We start from the raw sequence: 24,071 nt of genomic DNA, 5'->3' as shown, positions 1-24,071 counted from the left end.
AAAATATTGTGATAGTATACTGTCTTGATGAAATAGATCGCGATTTATTTGGTGATCTGCTGTTTGTTATTTTACTTTTATTAGAGATTAAAAATGTCTTTAGAATCTTATATGAATCAAATTGGTCAGAAAGCTAGGGCGGCTTCTCGTCTTCTTGCTAAAGCATCCACAAAGCAAAAAAATATGGCTCTATTTGCTATGGCAGACGCTTTGGAAAATGCTCGACCTCGATTGATAGAAGAAAATGCGAAAGACATGGAAAATGGTCGTGTAAAAGGTTTAGATTCTGCATTATTGGATCGCTTGTTACTTGATGATGCTCGCATTGATGGCATGATTGAAGGCTTAAAGCAGGTGGCGTCTTTGCCTGATCCTATTGGTGAAATATCGGATATGGTGTATTTACCATCTGGAATTCAACGTGGACAGATGCGTGTTCCTCTTGGGGTGATCGGTATTATTTATGAGTCCCGCCCAAATGTGACCATCGACGCTGCAAGTTTATGTTTGAAGTCAGGTAATGCGACTATTTTGCGTGGTGGTTCTGAGGCGTTTTATTCAAACCAAGCGATTGCTGAAGCGGTAACTGCAGGTATCGTTGCTGCTGGCTTGCCTGAGTATGCTGTGCAGGTTGTTAATACGACTGATAGAGAGGCTGTTGGAATGTTGATTTCTATGCCTGAATTTGTAGATGTCATTGTTCCGCGTGGTGGTAAAGGCTTGATCGAGCGTATTAGTAAGGACGCTCGAGTGCCTGTTATTAAACACCTAGATGGTAATTGTCATGTTTACATTGATGATGAAGCAGATCTAGAAAAAGCGTTTGCTATTGCGATGAATGCAAAAACACGTCGTTACGGTGTGTGTAATGCGATGGAATCATTGTTGGTGCATTCAGAGGTTGCCGAGAATATTTTGCCTAAGTTAGTGTCCGCATTACAGGAAAAAGGTGTGTCTCTAGTAGGTTGTTATCAAGCTCGTGCTATTTGCACTGTGATCGAAGCTGCATCAGAAGAAGACTGGTATACAGAATATTTGGCGCCTAAGTTATCAATTAAGCTTGTGTCTGGTATGGATGAGGCGATAGCTCATATCAACAAGTATGGTTCACATCACACTGATGCGATTGTTTCGCAGAATTATTCAAAGACACGGGCGTTTATGACGGAAGTGGATTCATCATCAGTTATGGTGAATGCTTCGACGTCTTTTGCTGATGGCTTTGAATATGGTTTTGGAGCTGAAATTGGTATATCTACTGATAAAATTCATGCTCGTGGGCCTGTCGGATTGTTAGGTTTGACTAGTCAGAAGTATGTGGTTCTTGGTGACGGTCATACTCGTGACAATTGATAACGTTAAAGTTTCAGGGCTTGCTATTATGGGGGGGACATTTGATCCTGTTCATAATGGTCACTTAAGAACCGCAGTTGAGATTTTGGATCGCTATCATTACTCGGCTTTGAAGTTAATACCGTGTTTTCAGCCTGTGCATAAAGATCGTCCTAGCGTTTTGCCCCAGCAGCGGCTTGAAATGGCTAGGCTTGCAGTCTCTGGTGATGTCCGATTGAGTGTCGATTCTCGTGAGATTGATAGAGAGGGTCCAAGCTATAGTATCGATACGTTGCGAGATCTTCGTGACGAAATTGGCCCTGATGAATCGCTAATTATGGTGCTGGGAATGGACAGTTTTTTATCCCTTCCAACTTGGCATAATTGGCAGCAGATAATCCAGTATGCGCATTTGTTGGTGGTGTCTCGTCCCGGTTGGGAACCTGACTTGATTTCTGAATTGAACGGTTTTTGCGAAAACTATCGTGCCGCATCGTCGCATGAGTTACAATGCGCGCCCTCAGGGCGGGTCTGGTTCGAGACTCTTACTCCTTTGGGTATATCCTCTAGCATGATTAGATCGTTAGCTCGTAAAAACGAGTCGATTGCATATTTATTGCCAGAGCCAGTCCAAAAATATATAGAACAACATCAATTATATCGATAGGGTAACGTAATTATATGAGTCAGCTTAACCTCACAGCAGATCAAATTTTGGCTTTTGCTGTTGAAGCATTGGAAGATGTGAAAGGTGATAAGATCACTGTGTTGAATGTAGGAAGTCATACCGACATGATGGATTACATGGTGATTTGTACCGGTACTTCAAAGCGCCATGTTAATGCTTTGGGTCAAAATGTATTTGAACATTTAAAAGGTAAGGGTCTTCAACCATTAGGATCTGAAGGTCGTGGCATGGGTAGTGATTGGGTGTTGGTGGATTTGCATGATGTTGTTGTTCATGTAATGACTGAAGAAGCTCGAGCGTTTTATGATCTTGAGAAATTATGGGATATTAAGCCAGAAAAAATGTAAGGCTCTTGTAAATGCGCGTTCGTTTAATTGCTGTTGGCAATAAAATGCCAAAGTGGGTGGCTGAGGGTTACGATGAGTATGCTAAGCGCTTGCCGAAAGATTTTGCGTTAGAACTTGTTGAAATTCCTATGTCGTCTCGTGGAAAAAACACCGATATACCGAAGGCAATCCGTAAGGAAGGGGATAGTATGCTTGAGGCTATACCTTCTGGAGATAAAGTGATTGCAATGGAAGTTCTTGGTAAAGAATGGTCTACCGATCAGTTGGCAGACCAGACAGAGCAGTGGCGAATGGATGGCTACAATGTGAGTTTGTTAGTGGGCGGGCCTGATGGTCTTGACCCTAGATGCACAGCTCGCGCTGATCAGACTTGGTCTTTATCGCGACTAACATTGCCGCATCCCATGGTGAGAGTGATTTTGGCTGAGCAAATTTATCGCGCTTGGACACTCATGAATAACCATCCGTATCATAGATAAGGTGATGTTTTGAGCCGTCGACATCAAAACTTCCGTAATTATCGTCAAGAGCAGCGACTGACGCGGCAGCGCGTATTAGCTGCGGCTGTTTTTGTTTTGCTAATGGCTATCGTACTGATGGCCCGATTGTTTTATCTTCAAGTAATAGAGCATGAGCTTTATCAAACCAAGGCGAACGACAACCGCGTTATGTTGGTTACAGAACCGCCCCCTAGAGGTTTGATTTATGACCGCAATGGATTGGTGTTGGCAGACAATCGTCCTATACATAGTTTAACGGTGATTCCTGAACGGGTAGAAAGTTTTCCGAAGTTAAAGCAAATGCTTTCCGGTATTATCGATATTAGTGATGATGAGTGGGAAGATTTTGATGAAAGACGAAAAGAGTATCGTCGTCCTTATCAGTCTCTTACTTTAAAATCCCAATTAACAGATGAAGAGTGGGCTAAGGTTTCTGTTGATCTTTATAAGCTTGATGGTGTTCAAGTGGAGGCGCAATTAACGCGTTATTATCCTTACGGTGAAGCTTTTGCTCATGCTATTGGTTATGTAGGGCGAATCACTTCGAAAGATCTAGAAACAGTCGACAAGTTAGCTTATCAGGGGGCACTGTTTATAGGTAAAACAGGGGTTGAGGGCTTCTACGAAAAAACATTATTTGGTGAGGCCGGACTCAGCAAAGTAGAAGTCAATGCTCGCGGTCGGATTATGTCTGAGCTTGAGCGACAAAATCCAATACCTGGTAAAGACCTTCATCTCTATTTAGACGCTAGACTCCAGCAATATGCCTATGATCTTCTAGGAGATTACACAGGCTCAGTAGTCGCCATAGATCCATCAACAGGTGGGATACTCGCGTTAGTTTCTAAGCCTGGATATGACCCTAATCTATTTGTGCGGGGTATTTCAGTTAATGACTACGCCTCTCTACGTAAATCTAAAAAACTCCCTCTTTTTAACCGAGCTTTACGTGGTGGCTATCCGCCAGCGTCAACCATTAAGCCTTTTATGGGGCTTGCCGGTTTGGAGTATGGCTTTTCGTCATGGACTGAACGTTATTTTGCCAAAGGTTATTATCAAATAAATCCAGATGGTCGTCGCTATCGAGACTGGAAACGCACAGGGCATGGCTGGATTAATTTAGAGCGCTCTATTATTGAGTCAGTTGATACCTATTATTATCAACTGGCAAATAAGATGGGCATTACTCCTATCCATAATTTTTTGACGCGTTTTGGGTTTGGTCAAACAACCTTGCTGGACTTGAATGGTGAAAGTCACGGTTTGCTGCCTTCTAACGAGTGGAAAAAGGCTAAGTACAAAGAGCCTTGGTATCCAGGTGACTCTGTGAACGTGGGTATCGGTCAGGGGTTTATGGTGGCAACACCATTACAAATTGCTGCTGCTACTTCTGCGTTAGCAAGTAAAGGTCATTATTTTTATCCACGCATGACGCAGCTTGTGGGTGACCAGCCTGCCGAGTTTGAAGATGGTCTTGGTGATGAACATGACATTATTTTAAAAGATCAACGTAATTGGGATCGCATGATTGATGCGATGCGCAAAGTCATAACAGACCCACATGGTACGGCAAGGCGTTTACAAGGGACGGATTATGATATTGCTGGGAAAACAGGTACGGGCCAAGTATTTAGCTTGCAGGAAGATGAAGAATACGATTCAGATAAGCTTGAAAAGCGTTTGCATGATCACGCGTTGTTTATTGGTTTTGCGCCGGCAAAGAATCCTAAAATCTCAGTCTTCGCTATTTTTGAGAACGGTGGTAGTAGCTCTAAGCCTGCAGATCTAACTAAAGCGCTTTTTGATGCTTATCTACACAATGATTATCCAGAACGTTACGACTATTTAAAGGGTGATAAGAATGACTGAGAGCTTTTATCGCAGAGCGCTGTCTTTTACCAATGCTCGCTTATGGAAGCTGGTTCACGTTGATGTCTTGTTGATGGGGTCTTTGTTATTACTGATTTGTGGTGGTCTTTTTATTCTGTATTCTGCCTCAGGGCAGAATGTGGCTATGGTTGAGCGGCAGATATTTCGATTAGTGATTGGGTTGTTGATTTGTGTCGCTCTGGCTCAGCTGCCGCCCAAATATATGCGGCGAGCTTCACCAGCACTATTTATTTTTATCGCAATACTTTTAGCTGGCGTGTTGTTATTTGGTGTTGGGGCAAAGGGTGCACAACGCTGGTTAGCTTTGCCGGGTGAATTGCGGTTTCAGCCTTCTGAAATTATGAAAATTGTCATGCCTATGATGATTGCTTGGTACTTCTCTGATAGACAACTTCCTCCAAATTTCAAACAAATATTAGTTGTTCTTGGTCTTATTGTATTGCCTGTATTAATGATCGCCAAGCAGCCGGACCTAGGGACATCTTTATTGGTTGCTGTGTCTGGCATTTTTGTCTTATTTCTTGCAGGGCTAGGATGGCGTTATATATTAGGTGCAGCCGCATTAGCACCTATTGCAGGTTATACATTATGGCAGTTTATGCATGATTATCAGCGCCAACGTGTATTAACTTTCTTGAATCCAGAGAGTGATCCGCTGGGTTCTGGTTGGAATATTATTCAATCCAAAACGGCTATCGGCTCTGGTGGTCTTTATGGCAAAGGCTTTTTAGAAGGGACGCAGGCGCAGCTAGATTTTCTTCCGGAGAGCCATACTGATTTTATTATCGCTGTGCTTGCCGAAGAGTTCGGTATGTTGGGTTGTGGTATATTGATTTTAGCCTATTTGCTTGTTATTGCTCGTGGTTTGTATATCGCTGCAAATGCTGAGGACAATTATGCGCGGCTGTTGGCAGGGAGTTTAACGCTTACTTTTTTTGTGTACATGTTTGTAAATATTGGGATGGTGTCAGGCATTCTGCCTGTGGTTGGGGTACCCTTACCACTCGTCAGTTATGGTGGTACTTCTATCATTACTATCATGGCAACATTTGGGATTTTAATGTCAATACAAACACATAAAAGAGCAAGATGATGATTAAGCAAGCTATATTTTTGTTTCTAGCGCTTGGTCTAACTGCGTGTAGTGGTATGGATCATTCTTCGTTACCTTCGAATTCGGGAGTCAGTGATTCTCTTCTTGAAGATATGCCTAAAAATAAGGCGGACTCTTATGCTGGAAATCCTGAAGTTCAAGTATTTATAAATAGGCTGGTTAAAGAGCATGCTTATGATAGAAAGCGCTTAGAGTTAGCTTTTTCTCATATTAAAGTGCGTCCCAAAGTGATTGAAAAGTCAGATAATCAACCCGAAGTTGTTACGCCTTATTATGAGTATAAAACTCGTTTTGTGACTGAAGAAAGGGCAAAGCTTGGGCGAGAATTCGCAAAGCGTAATGCTCAATGGTTGAGTAAAGCAGAGCGGGAGTTTGGTGTTGAGTCAAATGTTATTGTTGCACTGATCGGAGTTGAAACTTATTACGGGCGCATCACAGGGGCAAAAGATGTTTTCACTTCATTAACTACATTGGCTTTTGATTACCCAAGGCGAAAAGAATACTTTCAAAGTGAGTTAGAAGCTTATTTATTGCTTGCTCGTAAAGAGGGCTGGAACATTGGCGAAACAAAAGGGTCATACAGTGGTGCGATGGGGATGGGGCAGTTTATGCCCAGTAACTATCAGAAATTGGCAATAGACTACGATAAAAATGGTCATATTGATTTATGGGGTTCTGAAGCCGATGCTATCGGTAGCGTAGCGAATTATCTTAAGCATCATGGTTGGAAGTCTAGACAGCCTTGGTTTGTTATGGCCTATGTAGCTGACCCAGATAAAGTAGCAGATTTCATTAATCATGGTAGAGAACCTAGTGCAGATATGACGTATTGGTCTGAATTAAATGTACTCCCTACACAGTCTTTTATTTCCCAAAAGACGGGGCTGATAGGTTTGCGGACAGGGCCTGAAGAGGTTTCGTATTGGTTGGCGTATGACAACTTTTTCACCATTATGGATTACAACCCCAGTCGGCGATATGCCATGTCTGTATTGGAACTCGCGGAGAGTATTGGAACCCATGAAAGTAATTAATATACTATTTATTACTAGCATCAGTTTGCTGGTATTGAATGGGTGTATGAGTACTCGTCACGTTTTAGGTAAAGATGATGTGGACTATGAAAAAGCATCAGGTGGCGGTCGTTACTCAATTTTACAGGATCATGCTCCAACTGGTGATATCAAGGTGGACCACCTTCCTGATCTTGTTCCGAAATGGGAAGCAAAAAGCCGTGGTGGTAATAAGAGCCCTTATGAGGTGTGGGGCAAAAAATATTGGGTGATGGATTCTGCTCAAGGATATGTCGCAGAGGGAACCGCATCTTGGTACGGCAAGAAGTTTCATGGTCATAGAACCTCAAATGGGGAAACATATGACATGTATAGCTTTTCAGCTGCCCATAAATCTTTGCCGCTACCGACTTACCTTAAAGTAACTAACCTTGATAATCAGCGTTCTGTTATTGTTAGGGTTAATGATAGAGGGCCGTTTCACGGTGATCGTTTAATTGATCTTTCGTATGCGGCTGCGGCTCGTCTTGATTATCATAAAAAAGGTTTAGCTAGGGTGCGAATTGAAGCGATTACACCTTCACAAGGGCAGTCTTATAATCCACCTAAGGCCGTAGTTAAAGAACCAGTAACTCCGCCAGAGGCCTTGCCTGCTCAAGCTTCATCTGTTCCTTTAGCTGAAACTGTAAGTGCTCCGTCTAAGTTGGTTTTCTCTCACCTTCAAATGGGGGCTTTTGGCTCGGAAGAGTCGGCTGATAAGTTAAAGCAACGTCTTTTTGAGGCATTTGATACGAGTGTTAAAGTCGTTATTAATAAACAAGATGATGGTTTGTTTAAAGTTTTAGTCGGGCCTTTTAATGATGCTAGTGAGCTGGAAGTATGGCAGCAAAAATTGCAGCAAGAAGGTTTTGGCAATCCAGTTAGAGTTGCTTTAGTGCCTTAGGTACGGTTTGTTTGGGCTAGAGATTCGTAGAGGGCTCTAGTATCATTTGTTAACATTTTTTAAGAAGACGATATTTTTGAGTATGAAAAAACTCCTAGTTACTTTATCCCTAATATTTTGTTTTGTCAGTGGCTCTGTCTTTGCTGCTCCTTCATTAATCCCAACGCCACCACAATTGTCAGCGAGTAGTTACATTCTTATGGATGCATATACTGGCGACATTTTGGTTGAGCACAATGCTGATCAGGCCTTGCCTCCGGCAAGCCTAACGAAATTGATGACGGCTTATATTATTGAGTACGAGCTAGCTCGCGGAAATTTATCATTGGATGATATGGTCAATGTGAGCGAAAAGGCATGGAGAATGGAAGGTTCTCGTATGTTTATTCGAGAAGGGACACAAGTTAAGTTAGAAGACTTAATGCGCGGTATCATTATTCAATCTGGTAATGATGCAAGTGTTGCTGCTGCTGAGCATATTGCTGGCAGCGAATCTGCTTTTGCTGATTTGATGAATCAACATGCTCAACTTCTTGGAATGAAGAATTCGCACTTTGTGAATGCAACGGGTTTTCCGGCAGAAGATCATTACTCCAGTGCGCATGATATAGCGAAGTTGGCCCGTGCAACTATTTTGCAATTTCCAGATAACTACAGCATGTACTCCGAGAAAGATTTTACCTACAACAATATTCGCCAGCCTAACCGCAACAAGCTATTATGGCGCGATAAAACAGTCGATGGTATGAAAACTGGACATACTGAAGCTGCTGGATTTTGTTTGGCAGCATCAGCTGTTCGTAATGGAACTCGCTTGATTACTGTGGTTATGGGGACTAAATCTGACACAGCTCGTGCAGTTGAATCCCAAAAACTATTGGATTATGGCTTTAGGTATTATGAAACTCGTAAACTATACAACCGTGGTCAAGTGGTGAATAATGCTCGTGTTTGGGGTGGTAGCCAGCCTAATGTAAAAGTAGGTTTTTCCGAAGATGTTTTGGTGACAATGCCTCGTCAACAGGGCGCGTCTATTCCTGCAACGCTTGATATGCAGAAAGAAATTATGGCGCCGATTGCTGTAGGTGATGTATTAGGTAAAATTGTTGTGGGTTCTGAAGGTAATGTTTTATTAGAGCGCCCAGTGGTTGCGTTAGAAGCTGTAGAAGAAGGTGGTTTCTTCAAGCGAATGTTTGATAAAATTAAACTCTTCTTTATGAATTTGTTTTAAGCCTTAGTAGGCAAATGGTAGATTAATGGCGCTAATTACAAAAGACGGTGATCAGGCAGAAAAAGCGGTTGATGCACCAAAAATAGAGTTTCCTTGTGAGAACTACGTTATTAAAGTGGTGTCACTTGATGTGGATGGTATTCATACCGAAATTACAGAGCGTTTGCTTGTTCATGCTCCAGAGATGAATACCGCTGCAGAAAATACAAATCGTTCCAGTAAAGGGCGTTTTATTAGCTTTAGTTTTCGTATTGTGGCTCAAAGTGAAGATCAATTATCGGCTTTGCATCGTGACTTAATGTCAATCGAAGCCGTTAAGATGGTCATGTAAATGGAACTTGATTTAATTTGCCGTGATTTGGGTGTTGTTGACTATGCCGAAACATGGGAGCGGATGAAGCAATTTACTCAAGTTCGTTCAAAAGACGATGCTGATGAGATTTGGTTGTTAGAGCACCCCTCTTTGTTTACGCAAGGCCAAGCTGGTAAAGAAGAGCATCTTTTGGCTCCAGGTGATATTCCTGTTATTCAGGTCGACCGTGGTGGTCAGGTCACGTATCATGGGCCGGGGCAATTGGTTGCCTACGTCATGGTTGATTTAAAGCGTCTAGGAATAGGTGTTCGAGATTTGGTGAATGTGCTAGAAAATTCTGTGGTTGGCGCTCTTGCGTTGAACTCAATAGAAGCATACCCAAAACCAGATGCACCAGGTGTTTACGTGAATGAGCAAAAAATTGCGTCACTGGGATTACGTGTACGTAGAGGTTGCTCGTTTCATGGGCTTGCCTTGAATGTTGATATGGATCTCGCCCCATTTAACCGTATTAACCCATGTGGCTATCAAGGCTTACAAATGGTTGATATGAAGCGTCTTCAGCAGGGCGCTACTTTATCGAATGTAAAGGTTCAGTTGGCGAATCAGCTGGCTGAGCAACTCGGATACAGTTATCCGGCTATCCAACAAGGGTGGAAATAGAATGACAGCAGAACGCAAACGCGTTGTCCAAGGGGAAAAGTTACGTGGAGCCGATAAAATGGCGCGTATTCCCGTTAAGATTGTTCCTACTGACGAAATTCCGCGTAAGCCTGATTGGCTTCGTGTTCGTATGCCAGCGTCACCAGAAATTGCTCGAATCAAAGCGACTTTGCGTGAGCACAAGTTAGCTTCTGTTTGTGAGGAGGCTAATTGTCCAAATCTAGGTGAGTGTTTCAGTAATGGTACTGCTACCTTTATGATTATGGGGGAAATTTGCACTCGTCGTTGTCCTTTCTGTGATGTTGCACACGGTCGTCCTAATCCACTTAGTGTTGATGAGCCAAAAGAATTGGCGGCTGCTATTCGTGATATGAAATTGAAATATGTGGTTATTACCTCTGTAGATCGTGACGATCTTCGTGATGGTGGTGCTCAACATTTTGTCGATTGCATTAGAGAAACGCGTGCAGAAAGCCCGAATATTGAAATTGAAACATTAGTGCCAGATTTCCGTGGTCGCATGGAAGTTGCTATTGATACGCTTTCAATCGCTCCACCAGATGTTTTTAACCATAATTTAGAATCTATTCCACGTTTGTATCGTCAGGTAAGGCCAGGATCAGATTATCAATGGTCATTAGATCTTTTGAAAAATTTTAAAGATCGCTGCCCTGATGTGCCGACTAAATCTGGCTTGATGGTTGGCATGGGCGAGACGTTTGAAGAAATTGTTGAAGTACTAAAAGACTTGCGAGCTCATAACGTTGATATGTTGACCATTGGTCAATATTTACAACCGTCTAAACATCATTTTCCAATGGCGCGTTTTGTACCGCCAGAAGAATTTGCACGTTATGAAGAAGTGGCAAAAGAGTTAGGCTTTAAGCATGCGGCGTGTGGACCTTTGGTTCGCTCGTCTTATCACGCGGATAAGCAGGCACATGGCGAACACGTTTCTTAATTTGTTCGTTCGTTAGAATAAAGCTTAGTTAAGATGTTTCTTAGCCCCGCTTTTTTTATTTTTGCTAAACCTAAAAGATATGTCTGTGTTTCATTATGACTTACCTTATTAGAAACGCTGCTAATTTACAGCTATTTAGACTTTTGGAGATGATATGAAGCCTTGGTCAATCAAAGATTCGATGGAACTTTATAATGTAAGTCATTGGAGTAGTGGCTTTTTTTCAATCAATGATAAAGGACGTGCTATTGCATTACCCGATAGAGAAAATAGCATTGATTTGACTGAACTTTCTGTGGCGCTTAAACAGCAAGGCATCCCATATCCGTGTCTTGTGCGTTTTCCTAATATTTTGCATTCGCGAATCGAGAAAATTACCAACTCGTTTCAGCAAGCAATAGAGCATTACGATTATCAGGCACAATACGCCATTGTTTATCCGATTAAGGTCAATCAGCAACGTCGTGTTGTTGAAGAAATCGCGGCCTGTCAGCCAGATAATGCCGCCACTGTTGGCTTAGAGGCCGGCAGTAAGCCTGAGCTTATGGCCGTTTTGGCCATGCATAAAAACGCCGATGGCATCATAGTTTGTAATGGCTATAAGGACCGTGAGTTTATCCATCTTGCTTTGATGGCTGAAAAAATGGGTCATCAAGTCTTTATCGTAGTCGAAAAAATGCACGAACTTGATTGGATTCTAGAAGAAGCCGACAAGATTGGGGTTCAGCCTCGTATTGGTATTCGTATTCGATTGGCATCTACTTGCACAACGCATTGGGGCAACAGCGGTGGTGAAAAATCTAAATTTGGTTTGACTACATCGCAATTACTACGAGCTATTGATCGCTTGCGTGAATTGGATTTGTTGCATTGTCTTGAGCTCATTCATTTCCATTTAGGTTCACAAATCACGCGTATTCGAGATATTCAAAACAGCTTAAAAGAGTGTGCTCGTTATTACGCTGAACTTCACCAAATGGGTGTTAAGGTTAAATGGGTTGATGTTGGCGGCGGTTTGGGTGTCGATTACGAAGGTACTCGTTGTCAGAATGACTTTTCTGCGAACTACAGTATCGGTGAATATGCCAACAATGTGGTGTTTGCTTTCCATAATGTGTGTGAGCAATACGAACTTCCTCACCCTCATTTGATTTCTGAATCAGGTCGTGCCGTAACAGCTCATCATGCCATGATGATTGCGGATGTTTTCTCTCATGGTGCTGAGCACTTGCCAATTGAAGAGCCAGCTGAAGGCAGCGAGTTAGAGTTGCAACGACTTTGGGCGTCTTATCAAAGCTTAAAGGGCGAAAATGAAGAAGAAAGTCGCTCTTTAGTCGAGATTTATCATGATTTGTTGGATGACTTTAATGACAGTTTGACTTTATATAACCACGGTCAGCTTAATTTGTCGCAAAGAGCGCAAGCAGAGAACCTTTTCCTTTCCGCTTGTCGTAATTTGTTGCCGCGTTTGGACAATCGTAACAGAGGACACCGTGCGGTTATTGATGAACTAAACGAGCGCTTGGCAGAGAAGTTGTTTGTTAATTTATCTGTGTTTCAATCCATGCCTGATGCGTGGGGGATCGACCAATTGTTCCCAGTGCTGCCTTTACAAGGCTTAGATCAAGCACCTTCTTTTAGAGGTAAGATCCAAGACGTTACCTGTGACTCTGATGGTTGTTTGTATAGCTATGTTGATGGGCAAGGTATTGAGTCTTCTTTGCCATTGCCACCACCGCCACCAAAAGGTGAAGACTATTTGATGGGGTTTTTCTTGGTTGGGGCTTATCAAGAAACCTTAGGAGATTTACATAATTTATTCGGCGATACTTGCTCTGTTGACGTTTATTTAACAGAGGATGGTTTCAGAATTGATCACGTATTGAAAGGTGATAGTGTTCAGGATGTACTTAAGTCTGTTAGCTATAATGAGCAAGAGCTGATGAAGCGTTATCAGGACAAGGTGGCAGCCAGTCCGCTAAGCCAAGAAGAGCAAGTATCACTAATGGCAACCTATAAAAAAGTGCTAGAAGGCACGACGTATCTGACACAAGTATAAGCCGAGCTTTGTGCTTATGGCGCAACCTATTTTTTGGAGGTAGTGAGTATGAGTAATGTAAAGGTGGCCTGCGTTCAAATGGCGGTCAGTACAGACTTTCAGGCGAATTTAGACAATGCCGTTGCACAAGTTAGAGAAGCGGCGGCAAATCAGGCCAATATTATTCTTTTACAAGAATTGTTTATGGGACCATATTTTTGTATCGATCAAAAGCCAGCGTATTTTGATTGGGCGCAGCCAGTAAACGATTGTTTGGCTATTCAGACAATGAGTAAGCTTGCTAAAGAGTTAGGTGTGGTTTTGCCAATTAGCTTTTTTGAGCGTGATGGCAATGTCTTTTATAACTCATTAGTGATGATTGATGCCAATGGTGATGTGATGGATTTGTATCGCAAGACACATATTCCTGATGGTCCTGGTTACCAAGAAAAATACTATTTCACACCTGGTAATACTGGCGTGAAGGTTTGGGATACTCAGTTCGGTCGAATTGGCTGTGGTATTTGTTGGGATCAATGGTTCCCAGAGTTAGCGCGTGAGTTAGCGCTGAAAGGCGCAGAGCTAATTTTCTATCCGACAGCAATTGGTTCAGAGCCTCCTTATCCTGAATGGGATTCTAAAGATCATTGGCAAAGAACTATGCAAGGGCATTCTGCGGCGAATATGGTTCCTGTTATTGCGGCAAACCGTGTTGGTCGTGAAGAGGGTGAAAATAGCTTTATTCAGTTTTATGGTTCTTCATTCATGACAGATGAAATGGGCGCAATGAAGTGTGTTGCAAGTCGTGATGAAAGTACCATTTTGTACTCTGAGTATGACTTAGATGCTATTCGCAAAGCTCGTCGCTCTTTTGGTTTGTTTCGTGATCGTCGCCCTGATCAATATCGAGCGATTACTTCTGGTGCTGGCATTACTTGGGATAAGTAGAGTCGATAGAAGGCAAAAAAGTGCCCGCATAAAGCGGGCACAAAGCTTTCCTTATCCTTATTGATACAAAGGGGGGAAATATCAATAAGGAAGATCTATTTGCACTTGGCTTTTAGAAGCCTAAAGCGAATTTATAAAAATAGTGCAATGTATGTGTTTTTTAGAAACACTCTGACGGCAATGTAAAGCGAAGTATGAGCTTTAGGTTGCAAGGCTTAATAAAAAGCGTGTCCTCATCAGTATAGATCTGTCCAAAAACTAGGTATTAACTATAGCTTGAGATTTTAAATGGATGCGAGTATAATTTTGCCTCTATGCCTAGCTAAAAGATCCATCCATTTATTTTAGAGAATCAATGAACGTATTTAGTTCCCCAAATAAATTGCCTTATTTTGCGATTATGTTGTCTAGTAAACTTATGTTGAATGACTTAACTTATCGCATCATGGCAGAAAAAATGCTTGAACTAGCACAAGACCAACCTGGATATCTTGGTGCTGAATATGGATCGGGAGAAATGGATTTGCTGATGACTTATTGGCAAACAAAAGCCGCTGCAGAGGATTGGTTAAGTCACGATATACAGCGTAGAACCTTATCCATTGGTGAAAATTTTTGGTATGAAGAATATTCATTAAAATTGTTCGAAGTGGTGAAGGACATGTCATTTAAGTACTCTAACCAAGGTTTGCATGCTTCACGTTTCCCACGGATTGTTACCGAGCGCGGCGTGTTGAAAATATTAGATGAAGCTCAAGCGCCTCTCTTGCACGATTATATAAATCAGGAAAAAAATTTTCTTGCTCAATGGGAGCCGTTGAGAAGTGATGGTTACTATTCACTCGAAACCTGTCAATTACGCGTTCGAGAAATGCGTCGTGATTTTTTAGAAGATAAAGGCATTGTCTTTTGTTTTTTGTCACCTAATGAAGACAGAATGCTCGCTTATAGTAATTACTCGAATATTATTCGTGGAGTCTTTCAGGCCTGTAATCTTGGTTACAGTTTGCGAGAAAGTGAGCAAGGTAAGGGGATTATGCAGGAAGTTTTGTAAGCAGGAATAGATTATCTTCATAAAGAGCAACATATTGACCGCATTCAGGCCAGCTATATGCCAAGAAATGCTCGCAGTGCAGCGGTTTTGAAAAAACTAGGTTTTGATAAAGAAGGTGTCGCAAGGGATTACTTGAAAATCAACGGGCAATGGGAAGATCATATTCTCACTGCTTTAGTACTGCGTTAATGTTGGCTATAGTGTTTTGTTCTGTGGTTTTGTCAGAAGTAAAATGCGTCCCTTGGTGTTTTGTGTTGTCATAACTGACAGCACAGTAATGCTTTCGCTGCTAGGATTTAAAATGGCTCTTGGCTCTTTGTGAGCAATTATTTTGCCATAACTAGGGCAGGCTTTAGGGGCTTTTTTCTCGTTTGAAATAAAGGCAGTACCGTTCAGCGGAAGAAGGTATTGAGTGGCCGTTTTTTGATAATAAAGTGTTTCTTTGAATTGAGGCGGATACAGCTTTAATGCAATTTGCCCTGCTTCTCCCTGCCAGAGTGGCCATGTCTTAATATGACTTCTTCCTAAGATTGATTCCACCGTTCCAGAAGAGATCTTTTTAAACGAGCTATTCAGCTCTGCTTGATCTGTATGTTTTAGCCGTATTAAGCAAAGCTCCACTGCAGGTGTCAATAAAGTAATGCTGTTGATTGTGTGGGCTTTTAGCCATATTCCTTGGTGTTGTTTTAGCGCGGTTTCTTGTTCATTGTTTTGTAGATTTTGTAGCGCGTTTTGCTGTAAGTATAATTCCCCTTTAATGATAAAGAGAAAAGTATCAGTCTGGTGGTGATAAAAACGGGCAGGGATGTCTGTTTGAAACAGATGCTCATGTGCAACAAAAAGATCATCTTGTTGGTGGATGATAAAGTGCTTGCTGGATTCCCCAAGGCCATAGTTTATTGGATCGAATGTATTTTGATCAGATAAGTTCACCAGCAGCCACCTTTTTAATTATCGAACGTATTGAAACACGAGAATAGCGACCTTTCCATGATAATCTTACCGGGAGTGTTGCAGTGAGTTGGGATGTTTCTTTATAGTTGAGCCCATATTGGTTTATGAAATCCGCATGTGCCGATAATTTGTCCATGCAAACGATTATAGAAGGAAAGTTTCCTTGAGTGAGTTGTCAAATTTCGAGTCGAATGAAACCCTTTCATTAAAAGACTACACAGAAAAAGCGTACTTGAATTACTCCATGTACGTTATTTTAGATCGAGCTTTGCCGCATATCGGTGATGGTTTAAAGCCGGTTCAACGCCGTATCATTTACGCGATGAGCGAATTAGGCCTGAAAGCCAGCGCAAAATACAAAAAATCCGCTCGTACCGTGGGTGATGTATTGGGTAAATTCCATCCTCATGGAGACAGTGCTTGTTATGAAGCCATGGTGCTGATGGCCCAGCCTTTTTCTTATCGTTACCCGCTTGTCGATGGACAAGGTAACTGGGGGGCGCCAGATGATCCAAAATCATTTGCTGCTATGCGTTACACCGAGTCTCGTTTGTCCAAATACGCTGATGTCTTGTTGAGAGAAGTCAGCCAAGGCACCGTAGATTGGACGCCTAACTTTGATGGTACCTTACAAGAACCATCAGTTTTGCCATCTCGTCTGCCAAACTTATTGCTTAATGGTACGACTGGTATTGCGGTTGGTATGGCAACCGATATTCCACCGCATAACTTGCGTGAAATCGGTGGCGCTTGTATTCACCTGCTTAATAACCCAAATGCCGAATTAGACGACCTGCTTAACTTTGTCCAAGGACCAGATTTTCCAACGGGTGGCGAAATTATTACGCCAAGAAGTGACATTGTTCGACTGTATGAAACTGGCAAAGGGCAGATTAAAGCCCGAGCTCGTTTTACGATTGAAGAAGGTGAGATTGTTGTTAATGAACTGCCTCATCAAGTGTCTGGTAGCAAAATATTAGAGCAAATTGCCGCGCAAATGCAGGCGAAAAAACTGCCAATGGTGGTGGATTTACGTGATGAATCTGATCATGAAAATCCAACTCGATTGGTGATTGTACCGAAATCAAACCGTGTTGATATCGACTCTGTCATGACGCATCTTTTTGCGACCACGGATCTTGAAAAGTCTTATCGCGTTAACATGAATGTGATTGGTTTAGATGGTTTGCCTCAAGTTAAGCCTTTGAAGAATTTCTTGTCTGAATGGTTGCGCTTCCGCATTGATGTGGTTCGTCGTCGTTTGCAATTCCGTCTTGATAAAGTGAATAACCGTTTACATATTTTAGAAGGTTTGTTAATTGCCTATTTAAATATCGACGAAGTTATCGAGATTATTCGCACAGAAGAAAAACCAAAAGTAGAGTTGATGACTCGCTTTGGGTTGAGTGATGCGCAAGCCGAATCGATTCTAGAGTTAAAATTGCGTCACCTTGCTAAGCTTGAAGAAATGCGTATCAAGGGTGAGCAAGATGAGTTGGAAAAAGAGCGCAAGCAATTAGAAGGACTGTTGTCTTCTGATCGTAAGTTGAAAAAGCTCATCACTGAAGAAATTCAAGAAGCAATTGATGATTTTGGTGATGATCGCCGTACTCCGATTGTTGCTCGTAAAGAAGCGCAAGCTTTCAGCGAAGAAGACCTATTGTCGAATGATCCAATTACGGTCGTTATCTCTAAACAAGGTTGGATTCGTGCCGCAAAAGGCCATGACATTGATGTAAATGGTTTGAGCTACAAATCTGGCGACGAGTTCTTAGTTAGCACTAAAGGTCGTTCGAACCAAACGCTTGTTCTGCTTGCTTCTAATGGACGAACTTATTCTATCAAAGCGCATACTTTGCCATCTGCTCGTGGTCAAGGTGAGCCTATTACAGGGCGTATTTCACTAGAAAAAGACGCGACTATTGTCTCTGCGGTACTGGATAACGAAGAGGCACATTACTTGATTGCAAGTGACGCGGGTTATGGCTTTGTTGCACAGCTAAAAGAGCTGTATGCTAAAAATAAAGCAGGCAAAGCGACATTGTCATTACCGAAAGGCGCGCAAGTCATGCCGCCGGTTCCAGTAAAAGATCCAGCGTCTGGACGTGTTGTTGCTATTTCTAATGAAGGTCGTATGTTGGCGTTTGATGTGGCTTCTCTACCGCAAATGGCGAAAGGCAAGGGCAACAAGATGCTAAGCATTCCAAGTGCTCGTGCTGCCGACAGAGAAGAGTTAGTCATAGCCTTGGCTTGCGTTCAACCAAATGATCTGTTGACGGCGTATGCTGGAAAACGGTTTATCTCCTTTACCGAAAAAGATCTAGAAGAGTATCTAGGTGAGCGCGGTCGAAGAGGCTTGAAGCTACCTAGAGGATTTCAGCGTATCGATAGTCTTGAGGTGAAAGTAGGTGAAGGCAAGGTAACCAAAACGGATGAGCCGCCAAGCCAAGACTTGTTTTAAAAAATAGTAAACTAAAACTAAAGTCTGGAAATATGTTCTAGACTTTAGTTTTTTATGAATCAGGTATTCTGTGCTGTATTCACTATGTGAAATGGACTTACTTGAAATAAGAGGAGAAGAATATGAAAGGTAGTAAAAAAGTAATTGATAGCTTGAACTCGCTTTTAGCGAATGAATTAGCGGCCATTGACCAGTATTTTATTCATTCACGTATGTATGAAGATTGGGGTTTGAGCAAATTGTATGAACGCCTTAATCATGAAATGGAAGAAGAGACTCAGCACTCTGATTGGCTTATCAAGCGTATTTTATTCTTGGAAGGTGTTCCATGTATGACTAAACGACGCGATTTATTAATTGGTTCTGATGTTCATTCTATGATGAGTAACGATTTGACACTGGAACTGGAAGTCGTGAGTTGTGTTCGTGAAGCAATTGCCGTGTGCGAAGCAGAAGGCGATTATCAAACACGTGAGACCCTTGAAAAGTTGTTGTTTGACACAGAAGAAGACCATGTTTATTGGTTGGAAAAACAACTTGGCCTAATGGATAAAATTGGCATGCAGAACTATTACCAGTCACAGATGGGTAACTAAGGAGAGATTTTATGAAAGGGGATCGTGACGTAGTTGCCAACCTGAATAAAGTATTGGCCAATGAGTTGGTCGGTATTAACCAATATTTTCTTCATGCGCGTATGTTTAAAGACTTTGGCTTTAGTGCACTTGATAAAGCAGACTATAAAACTTCCATTCAAAAAATGAAAAATGCTGATCGTTTGATTGAGCGAGTTTTGTTTTTAGAAGGTCTGCCTAATCTGCAAGACCTTGGTCGTCTGCGTATTGGGGAAAATAGTGAAGAGATGATTTCGGCTAACTTAGAGTTCGAATTAGATACTTTGCCAGCTCTTAAAGCAGCTATCAATTTATGCGAACAGAAAAAAGACTTTATGAGTCGTGATACGCTGGAAAAAATATTAGAAGAACAAGAAGAGCAAATTGACTGGCTTGAAACTCAGCAACACCTGATTGCCAGTTCTGGCATTGAAAATTACCTGCAATCTCAAATGTAATTCAATGCTGCAATTAAGCTACTTGAACTTGGGTTTCAGCAATTTTGATTAACTCACTGTTTAGTAGCTTTTTTGCGCACTGGCAGCATTTTCCGCACTGGCTACCAATACTGTGCTCTTTGTATAGCTCGCGCATGGTAGTGGCACCTTTTTGAATAGACGCCTTGATTTCTTTGTCTGATACTCGGTTACAAATACAAACGTACATAAATGAAAATCACTCTCACCAATATTCTGATTGTGAGATTCTATTTTTAATGTGAATGATTATCAATAGATAAAAATTTATCTGTTTTCATGGTTTGATAGTTTTTTTTAGAGCTTTTTCGAAGCGTTAACGATAAGACCAAATGACCGTTTTAGTCTTATCGTTATCAGGATTGAGTGATAGGAGTTACAACTCTTTTTCAGCGATATCGTTAAGCACTTTTAGGAAGGATTCTGGATCATGAGCGCCTTGAACCATATATTTGTCGTTGATGACATAAGTCGGCACTGAATTAATCTCTAAACCACGTAAATGCTGTAGTTTTTTCTCAGTTAGCGTTTTAGCTTCTGTGCTTAATGCGTATTCAATATCAGCTTTTTGCATACCGATACTCACTGCTACTTCTTCAAGGATACTTTTTGATCCTATGTCTTTTCCGTCCGTAAAATAAGCATGGAATGCAGCCAAGACAAATGGTGTCGCTAATCCAGATTTAGTGGCTGCAAGCACAAATTGGTGGGCAAGTTTGGTATTAGGGATGCGGTCTTTTTCTGAGAAATTAAATTGGATACCTGCTTCAATTCCCACTTGTTGAATCGCGTGTGTGGCTTCATTGAGTTTTTCTGGACTGCCGAATCGCTCGCCGAGGTAAGTTTCTCGATCAGCGCCTTCTAACGGCATATCAGGATGTAGTTCAAAGGGCTGCCAACGAATGTCGATTTTATAGTCATCACCTAATTGTTCAATGGCTTGTTTAAGGCGTGAATAACCTAAATAGCACCAAGGGCAAACGACATCTGAAATAATGTCGATACGAAGATCTGCCATGTGTTCTCCTAAAGAATAATAAAGTTTAAAGTGTTTAATTGACGCTCAATGCAATGCACTGGCTAATTTCTGTATAAGAGCGACCGCTTTCTTTGTGCCAATGATTAAATGCTGCTTGTGCCACTTTCCATGCGGACTGGGTGTTTCTTCCAGTGGTTATAATCTCGTGTTGACGTAAATAGCCTTCAACATCTCTGGTGAGCATGAAGGTGTCTTTGCCCATTGCTCTTAATGTATAGGGACCAGTATTGCCACCAAGACGAGCGCCATGTTTTTTTAAATAAGCCCATAAACCAATAATGTCGTCATTTGGCCATTTGGCAACAAAGTTAGCGAATGAACCATGAGTTGCCTGACACTCACTGATCATTAATGCATTTTCTCGAATCGTCATTACTTTGCCAAAGTTACGAATGATTCGTACGTCTTTGGCTTTTTCTTCCCACATTTCATCATGGATGAGTAGCATTTTTTCGATATCAAAACCGAAAAATACGGTTTCAAAACCGGGCCATTTGTTGCGAACTACTTGCCAGTTAATGCCAGATTGAAAGACTTTCTGAGAGAACGCCGCCAGCCATCTATCGTCACTGTGTTGACTAAGTTGTGCTGGGCTCAGTGGCACCGAAAGTATAGTCTCAAGGTGTTTTGCGCCACCATGTCGAAGGGCGGCTCGATCGTAAATGGATTGAAAGAGTTCGTATTTCATCCTGGACTCCTATTTTGTGGCGCTCAGTTTATCATAAGCCTTGCTCTAGGGAAGGTGCGAATAAGTCTACTAAGCCTCAGTCTTTCAGAGAAATCGTCAAATAAGGCGCGACTCTGAAGGAATGTAGGTACCTTTCAAAGAGTCGCAACGACATGTGGCGTTTTCTCTGAAAGACCCGCAGGGCATGTCCTAAAAGCCTGTATTCTTTGTTGAGCACCTCGAAAATAGAACCACTATTCACATTCGCTACTCGCCTCGAATAACAGGCTTTTATCCACATGCTGAGACAAGAGGACTTGTTCGCACCTTCCCTAGATAATGACTGAGCGGATAACTTGTTTGGTATTTTAGTGATGGACGCTATGTGTTTGTCCTATAATGCCAATAAATGACCCTGTCGAGAGAAGTTGAATGACACACTTAAGCGTTAACCTGAATAAAATTAGCTTACTTCGAAATTCTCGTGGAAGAGATTATCCAAATATGATTGATATGGCGGAGCGTACACTGGAGCTGGGGGCGTTTGGCATTACCGTTCATCCAAGACCTGATCAGCGACATGCGACTTATCAAGATGTCCACGATTTGAAGGCGCTGTTAAAACGTTTTCCAAGTGCGGAATTAAACGTTGAAGGCTTTCCTGATGCGCAGTTTTTGGACGTTGTTTTGGAAGTCGAGCCGGATCAATGTACTTTGGTACCTGATGATCCAAATCAGCTGACATCTGACCATGGTTGGAATATTGCCCGTGATCAAGATGCATTGCGTCCAGTGATTGCTAAACTCAAAGCAAAAGGCATTCGAGTTGTTTTGTTCATGGACCCTGAGCCTGAAAACATGGCCTTAGCAAAAGAGGTAGGTGCTGACCGTGTAGAGCTTTATACAGAAGCCTATGCCAATGCGTTTGGCAAAGAGGGGTTTGATGAGGTTCTTGAGACTTATCAGCTCGCTGCACAAGCTGCGTTAGATGCTGGTTTGGAAGTGAATGCTGGACATGATTTGGATTTAAATAATGTTCAGGCTTTGTGTGAGCAAGGTCGAATCATAGAAGTATCAATTGGCCATGCCTTGACAGTTGAAGCGCTGGATCTTGGTTGGAATAACGTGGTCAAAGCGTATCTTGAAAAATTGGCTTGAGAAATAAGTGGTTAAGTAAGAAGCTCGATTATGAAAAGTGCAAAAAGAACACATTGTGATGATTGTCTCTTTTTAGCTGATCAGTGTATTTGTCAGTGGATACCTGAGCTTTCTACACGATTAACTATTTTGATTTTACAAGATCCTAAAGAAGCACAACACGCGAAGAACACCGTGTCATTATTGTCTTTAGGTTTGTCGTCGGTGGAGTGTATTTCGACAGAAAATCAAGATGTGCTGATGAGTACACTTAGAAAAATAGACCCAGCTAAATGGCGTTTGGTGTTTCCATCTGATGAGGCTGTGTCTATTGAATCGCTAGAGGCTGATTCAGCAGCTGAAATTGAAGGCTTGATTTTACTTGATGCGACTTGGCGGAAGGCGAAGAAACTGTATTTCACCGAACCCTTGCTACATGCTTTTAACGCAGTGTGTTTTTCACAGCCGCCAGTAGGGCAATACAGTATTCGCAAGTCACCCAGTGTTGAATCATTATCTACTCTAGAAGCCTGTGCTTATGCGATAGAGCAAGTGACTGGTGAAAATATGAAACCACTACGAGAGTTTATGATGGCCGCGCAAGAATGGCAGTGGCGCAAGCAGCCTTTGAGTCACCGACACATTGATTAATCGCGACCGAATAACAAGAAAACAGAGAGATTTGAAATTATTATGAGCAAACAAACTGAAATTGAAGCTGCGGTGCTGCGTCGTCTTTTGAAGCACCTTGATGACAATAAGTCTGTGCAAAATATTGATCTGATGAACCTAGCTGGGTTTTGTCGTAACTGTTTAAGTAAATGGTATATGGCAGAGGCAGAGCAGCAAGGCGTGAAAGTGGATTACGATGAGGCACGTGAGTTCGTCTATGGCGAACCTTATGACACTTGGAAAGCCAAGTATCAACCAGAAGCCACCGCAGAGCAGCTGGCTGCTTTTAATGCAAAGTCAAAGTCTGACAAGTAACTTTATAGTGAAAAAACGATTCGATTCGTTTATTTCACATATCAGAAGCACCAAACGCCTTGTTTGTGTGCTTCTTATTATGTGCTTTGTGCCACACTTTTGGTTGTATGCTGATGTGTCAGATAAATATCGAAAGTTAGCGAAACAAGCCGCCTCAGTTTATGGTGCAAATGCAGAAAAACGTATTCTAGCTTGGCGAAAATTGATCGATGACTCTCGGTCTTTACCTATTGTTGATCAACTCACCCAAGTAAATAATTTCTTTAACCAAATGGATTTTGTCGACGACATGACCTTATGGGGAAAGGAAGATTACTGGGCAACGCCTATTGAATTTTTAGGTATGCAAGCTGGAGACTGTGAAGATTTTACCATTGCTAAATATTTCACACTTAGAGAACTTGGAGTACCAGATGAAAAGCTAAGGCTCGTGTATGTAAAAGCCTTGAAGCTTAATCAACACCATATGGTCTTGGCGTATTATCATAAACCAACTTCCATCCCTGTCTTGCTTGATAATCTTGATAAAGAATTAAAACCCGCGTCAAAGCGCAATGATCTCTTGCCTATTTATTCGTTTAACGCAGAGAATTTGTGGCTTTCAAAAGAGAAAGGGCGCGGTGTGTTGGTAGGTGGCTCATCAAGATTGAGCTTGTGGACAGATTTAAATAATCGTTTCAATACGATGACAAATTAGGAGA

27 protein-coding genes are annotated in these 24,071 nt (G+C 41.9%); 23 read left to right on the top strand and 4 right to left on the bottom strand.

What is annotated here, in order from left to right; all coding sequences use genetic code 11:
- Window positions 1-93: 93 nt before the first annotated feature.
- The 16 genes from ACO05V_RS16740 to ACO05V_RS16665 all read left to right on the top strand — a co-directional run bounded on the left by ACO05V_RS16740 (window position 94) and on the right by ACO05V_RS16665 (window position 15,224).
- Window positions 94-1,353, top strand: a complete 1,260-nt coding sequence (locus tag ACO05V_RS16740) for a glutamate-5-semialdehyde dehydrogenase (RefSeq protein WP_421854069.1) — start codon at window positions 94-96, stop codon at window positions 1,351-1,353.
- Window positions 1,343-1,999 (top strand): nicotinate-nucleotide adenylyltransferase, encoded by a 657-nt coding sequence (gene nadD / locus ACO05V_RS16735; RefSeq protein WP_421854065.1) that lies wholly within the window; start codon window positions 1,343-1,345, stop codon window positions 1,997-1,999. Before ACO05V_RS16740 ends, nadD begins: the two co-directional genes overlap by 11 nt.
- A 14-nt stretch (window positions 2,000-2,013) precedes the next feature.
- On the top strand, window positions 2,014-2,367 hold the full coding sequence (gene rsfS / locus ACO05V_RS16730) for a ribosome silencing factor (RefSeq protein ID WP_421854062.1): 354 nt from the start codon (window positions 2,014-2,016) through the stop codon (window positions 2,365-2,367).
- Between the two features lie 11 nt (window positions 2,368-2,378).
- The gene (gene rlmH / locus ACO05V_RS16725; RefSeq protein ID WP_421854058.1) at window positions 2,379-2,846 is read left to right on the top strand and encodes a 23S rRNA (pseudouridine(1915)-N(3))-methyltransferase RlmH; all 468 of its coding nucleotides are present in this window, start codon (window positions 2,379-2,381) and stop codon (window positions 2,844-2,846) included.
- A 9-nt stretch (window positions 2,847-2,855) separates the two neighbouring features.
- Window positions 2,856-4,736: a penicillin-binding protein 2 gene (gene mrdA / locus ACO05V_RS16720; protein WP_421854056.1), complete on the top strand. Its 1,881-nt coding sequence runs from the start codon at window positions 2,856-2,858 to the stop codon at window positions 4,734-4,736.
- Window positions 4,729-5,850, top strand: coding sequence for a rod shape-determining protein RodA (gene rodA, locus ACO05V_RS16715; protein WP_421854053.1), 1,122 nt, complete (start codon window positions 4,729-4,731; stop codon window positions 5,848-5,850). The genes mrdA and rodA overlap by 8 nt, the downstream gene beginning before the upstream one ends.
- Window positions 5,847-6,905: a lytic murein transglycosylase B gene (mltB, locus tag ACO05V_RS16710; protein WP_421854050.1), complete on the top strand. Its 1,059-nt coding sequence runs from the start codon at window positions 5,847-5,849 to the stop codon at window positions 6,903-6,905. Before rodA ends, mltB begins: the two co-directional genes overlap by 4 nt.
- Entirely contained in the window at window positions 6,892-7,827 is a 936-nt protein-coding gene (locus ACO05V_RS16705; protein ID WP_421854047.1) for a septal ring lytic transglycosylase RlpA family protein, read from the top strand. The genes mltB and ACO05V_RS16705 overlap by 14 nt, the downstream gene beginning before the upstream one ends.
- 82 nt (window positions 7,828-7,909) lie before the next feature.
- The gene (locus tag ACO05V_RS16700; RefSeq protein WP_421854044.1) at window positions 7,910-9,058 is read left to right on the top strand and encodes a D-alanyl-D-alanine carboxypeptidase family protein; all 1,149 of its coding nucleotides are present in this window, start codon (window positions 7,910-7,912) and stop codon (window positions 9,056-9,058) included.
- Between the two features lie 25 nt (window positions 9,059-9,083).
- The gene (locus ACO05V_RS16695) at window positions 9,084-9,389 is read left to right on the top strand and encodes a YbeD family protein (RefSeq protein WP_421854041.1); all 306 of its coding nucleotides are present in this window, start codon (window positions 9,084-9,086) and stop codon (window positions 9,387-9,389) included.
- Window positions 9,390-10,034, top strand: a complete 645-nt coding sequence (gene lipB / locus ACO05V_RS16690; RefSeq protein ID WP_421854038.1) for a lipoyl(octanoyl) transferase LipB — start codon at window positions 9,390-9,392, stop codon at window positions 10,032-10,034.
- A 1-nt stretch (window position 10,035) separates the two neighbouring features.
- Entirely contained in the window at window positions 10,036-10,995 is a 960-nt protein-coding gene (gene lipA / locus ACO05V_RS16685; RefSeq protein WP_421854035.1) for a lipoyl synthase, read from the top strand.
- Between the two features lie 154 nt (window positions 10,996-11,149).
- Complete coding sequence (speA, locus tag ACO05V_RS16680) at window positions 11,150-13,054, top strand: biosynthetic arginine decarboxylase (RefSeq protein ID WP_421854032.1); 1,905 nt, start codon at window positions 11,150-11,152, stop codon at window positions 13,052-13,054.
- A gap of 48 nt (window positions 13,055-13,102) precedes the next feature.
- Window positions 13,103-13,981, top strand: a complete 879-nt coding sequence (gene aguB / locus ACO05V_RS16675; protein ID WP_421854029.1) for an N-carbamoylputrescine amidase — start codon at window positions 13,103-13,105, stop codon at window positions 13,979-13,981.
- Between the two features lie 355 nt (window positions 13,982-14,336).
- Entirely contained in the window at window positions 14,337-15,035 is a 699-nt protein-coding gene (locus ACO05V_RS16670) for a ribosomal-protein-alanine acetyltransferase (protein WP_421854026.1), read from the top strand.
- Between the two features lie 6 nt (window positions 15,036-15,041).
- Window positions 15,042-15,224: a GNAT family N-acetyltransferase gene (locus tag ACO05V_RS16665; RefSeq protein WP_421856999.1), complete on the top strand. Its 183-nt coding sequence runs from the start codon at window positions 15,042-15,044 to the stop codon at window positions 15,222-15,224.
- 6 nt (window positions 15,225-15,230) lie between these two features.
- Here the strand turns inward: ACO05V_RS16665 and ACO05V_RS16660 are convergent, their stop codons facing one another.
- The gene (locus ACO05V_RS16660; protein ID WP_421854023.1) at window positions 15,231-15,968 is read right to left on the bottom strand and encodes a hypothetical protein; all 738 of its coding nucleotides are present in this window, start codon (window positions 15,966-15,968) and stop codon (window positions 15,231-15,233) included.
- Window positions 15,969-16,152: 184 nt separating this feature from the next.
- On the opposite strand from ACO05V_RS16660, the gene parC reads away from it, so the two are divergent.
- The 3 genes from parC (at window position 16,153) to bfr (ACO05V_RS16645) (ending at window position 19,522) form a co-directional block, all read left to right on the top strand.
- The gene (gene parC, locus ACO05V_RS16655) at window positions 16,153-18,450 is read left to right on the top strand and encodes a DNA topoisomerase IV subunit A (RefSeq protein WP_421854020.1); all 2,298 of its coding nucleotides are present in this window, start codon (window positions 16,153-16,155) and stop codon (window positions 18,448-18,450) included.
- 122 nt (window positions 18,451-18,572) lie between these two features.
- Window positions 18,573-19,046: a bacterioferritin gene (gene bfr / locus ACO05V_RS16650; RefSeq protein WP_421854017.1), complete on the top strand. Its 474-nt coding sequence runs from the start codon at window positions 18,573-18,575 to the stop codon at window positions 19,044-19,046.
- An 11-nt stretch (window positions 19,047-19,057) separates the two neighbouring features.
- Window positions 19,058-19,522 carry a bacterioferritin gene (gene bfr / locus ACO05V_RS16645; RefSeq protein WP_421854014.1) on the top strand — a complete coding sequence of 155 codons (465 nt, stop codon included), beginning with the start codon at window positions 19,058-19,060 and terminating at the stop codon, window positions 19,520-19,522.
- A 13-nt stretch (window positions 19,523-19,535) separates the two neighbouring features.
- Here the strand turns inward: bfr (ACO05V_RS16645) and ACO05V_RS16640 are convergent, their stop codons facing one another.
- The 3 genes from ACO05V_RS16640 to ACO05V_RS16630 form a co-directional block, all read right to left on the bottom strand.
- A complete protein-coding gene (locus tag ACO05V_RS16640; protein ID WP_421854011.1) occupies window positions 19,536-19,730 on the bottom strand; it encodes a (2Fe-2S)-binding protein in 195 nt (64 codons plus the stop codon).
- 186 nt (window positions 19,731-19,916) lie between these two features.
- On the bottom strand, window positions 19,917-20,558 hold the full coding sequence (locus ACO05V_RS16635; RefSeq protein ID WP_421854008.1) for a DsbA family oxidoreductase: 642 nt from the start codon (window positions 20,556-20,558) through the stop codon (window positions 19,917-19,919).
- 34 nt (window positions 20,559-20,592) lie between these two features.
- Window positions 20,593-21,267, bottom strand: coding sequence for a DNA-3-methyladenine glycosylase I (locus ACO05V_RS16630; RefSeq protein ID WP_421854005.1), 675 nt, complete (start codon window positions 21,265-21,267; stop codon window positions 20,593-20,595).
- Window positions 21,268-21,678: 411 nt separating this feature from the next.
- On the opposite strand from ACO05V_RS16630, the gene ACO05V_RS16625 reads away from it, so the two are divergent.
- From ACO05V_RS16625 to ACO05V_RS16610, 4 genes are read left to right on the top strand one after another with little or no spacing between them, the layout of a single operon-like run.
- Window positions 21,679-22,404 carry a pyridoxine 5'-phosphate synthase gene (locus ACO05V_RS16625; RefSeq protein ID WP_421854002.1) on the top strand — a complete coding sequence of 242 codons (726 nt, stop codon included), beginning with the start codon at window positions 21,679-21,681 and terminating at the stop codon, window positions 22,402-22,404.
- 30 nt (window positions 22,405-22,434) lie between these two features.
- The gene (locus ACO05V_RS16620) at window positions 22,435-23,034 is read left to right on the top strand and encodes a tRNA-uridine aminocarboxypropyltransferase (RefSeq protein ID WP_421853999.1); all 600 of its coding nucleotides are present in this window, start codon (window positions 22,435-22,437) and stop codon (window positions 23,032-23,034) included.
- 42 nt (window positions 23,035-23,076) lie between these two features.
- Entirely contained in the window at window positions 23,077-23,370 is a 294-nt protein-coding gene (locus tag ACO05V_RS16615; RefSeq protein ID WP_421853996.1) for a DUF1244 domain-containing protein, read from the top strand.
- A 7-nt stretch (window positions 23,371-23,377) separates the two neighbouring features.
- On the top strand, window positions 23,378-24,067 hold the full coding sequence (locus ACO05V_RS16610) for a transglutaminase-like cysteine peptidase (RefSeq protein WP_421853993.1): 690 nt from the start codon (window positions 23,378-23,380) through the stop codon (window positions 24,065-24,067).
- Window positions 24,068-24,071: the final 4 nt, after the last annotated feature.

The sequence above is a fragment of the Marinomonas sp. genome, from assembly GCF_965225885.1.
Taxonomy (GTDB): Bacteria; Pseudomonadota; Gammaproteobacteria; order Pseudomonadales; family Marinomonadaceae; genus Marinomonas.
The sequence above is the reverse complement of the archived record's forward strand: the minus strand, read 5'-3'. Positions and strand labels throughout refer to the sequence as shown.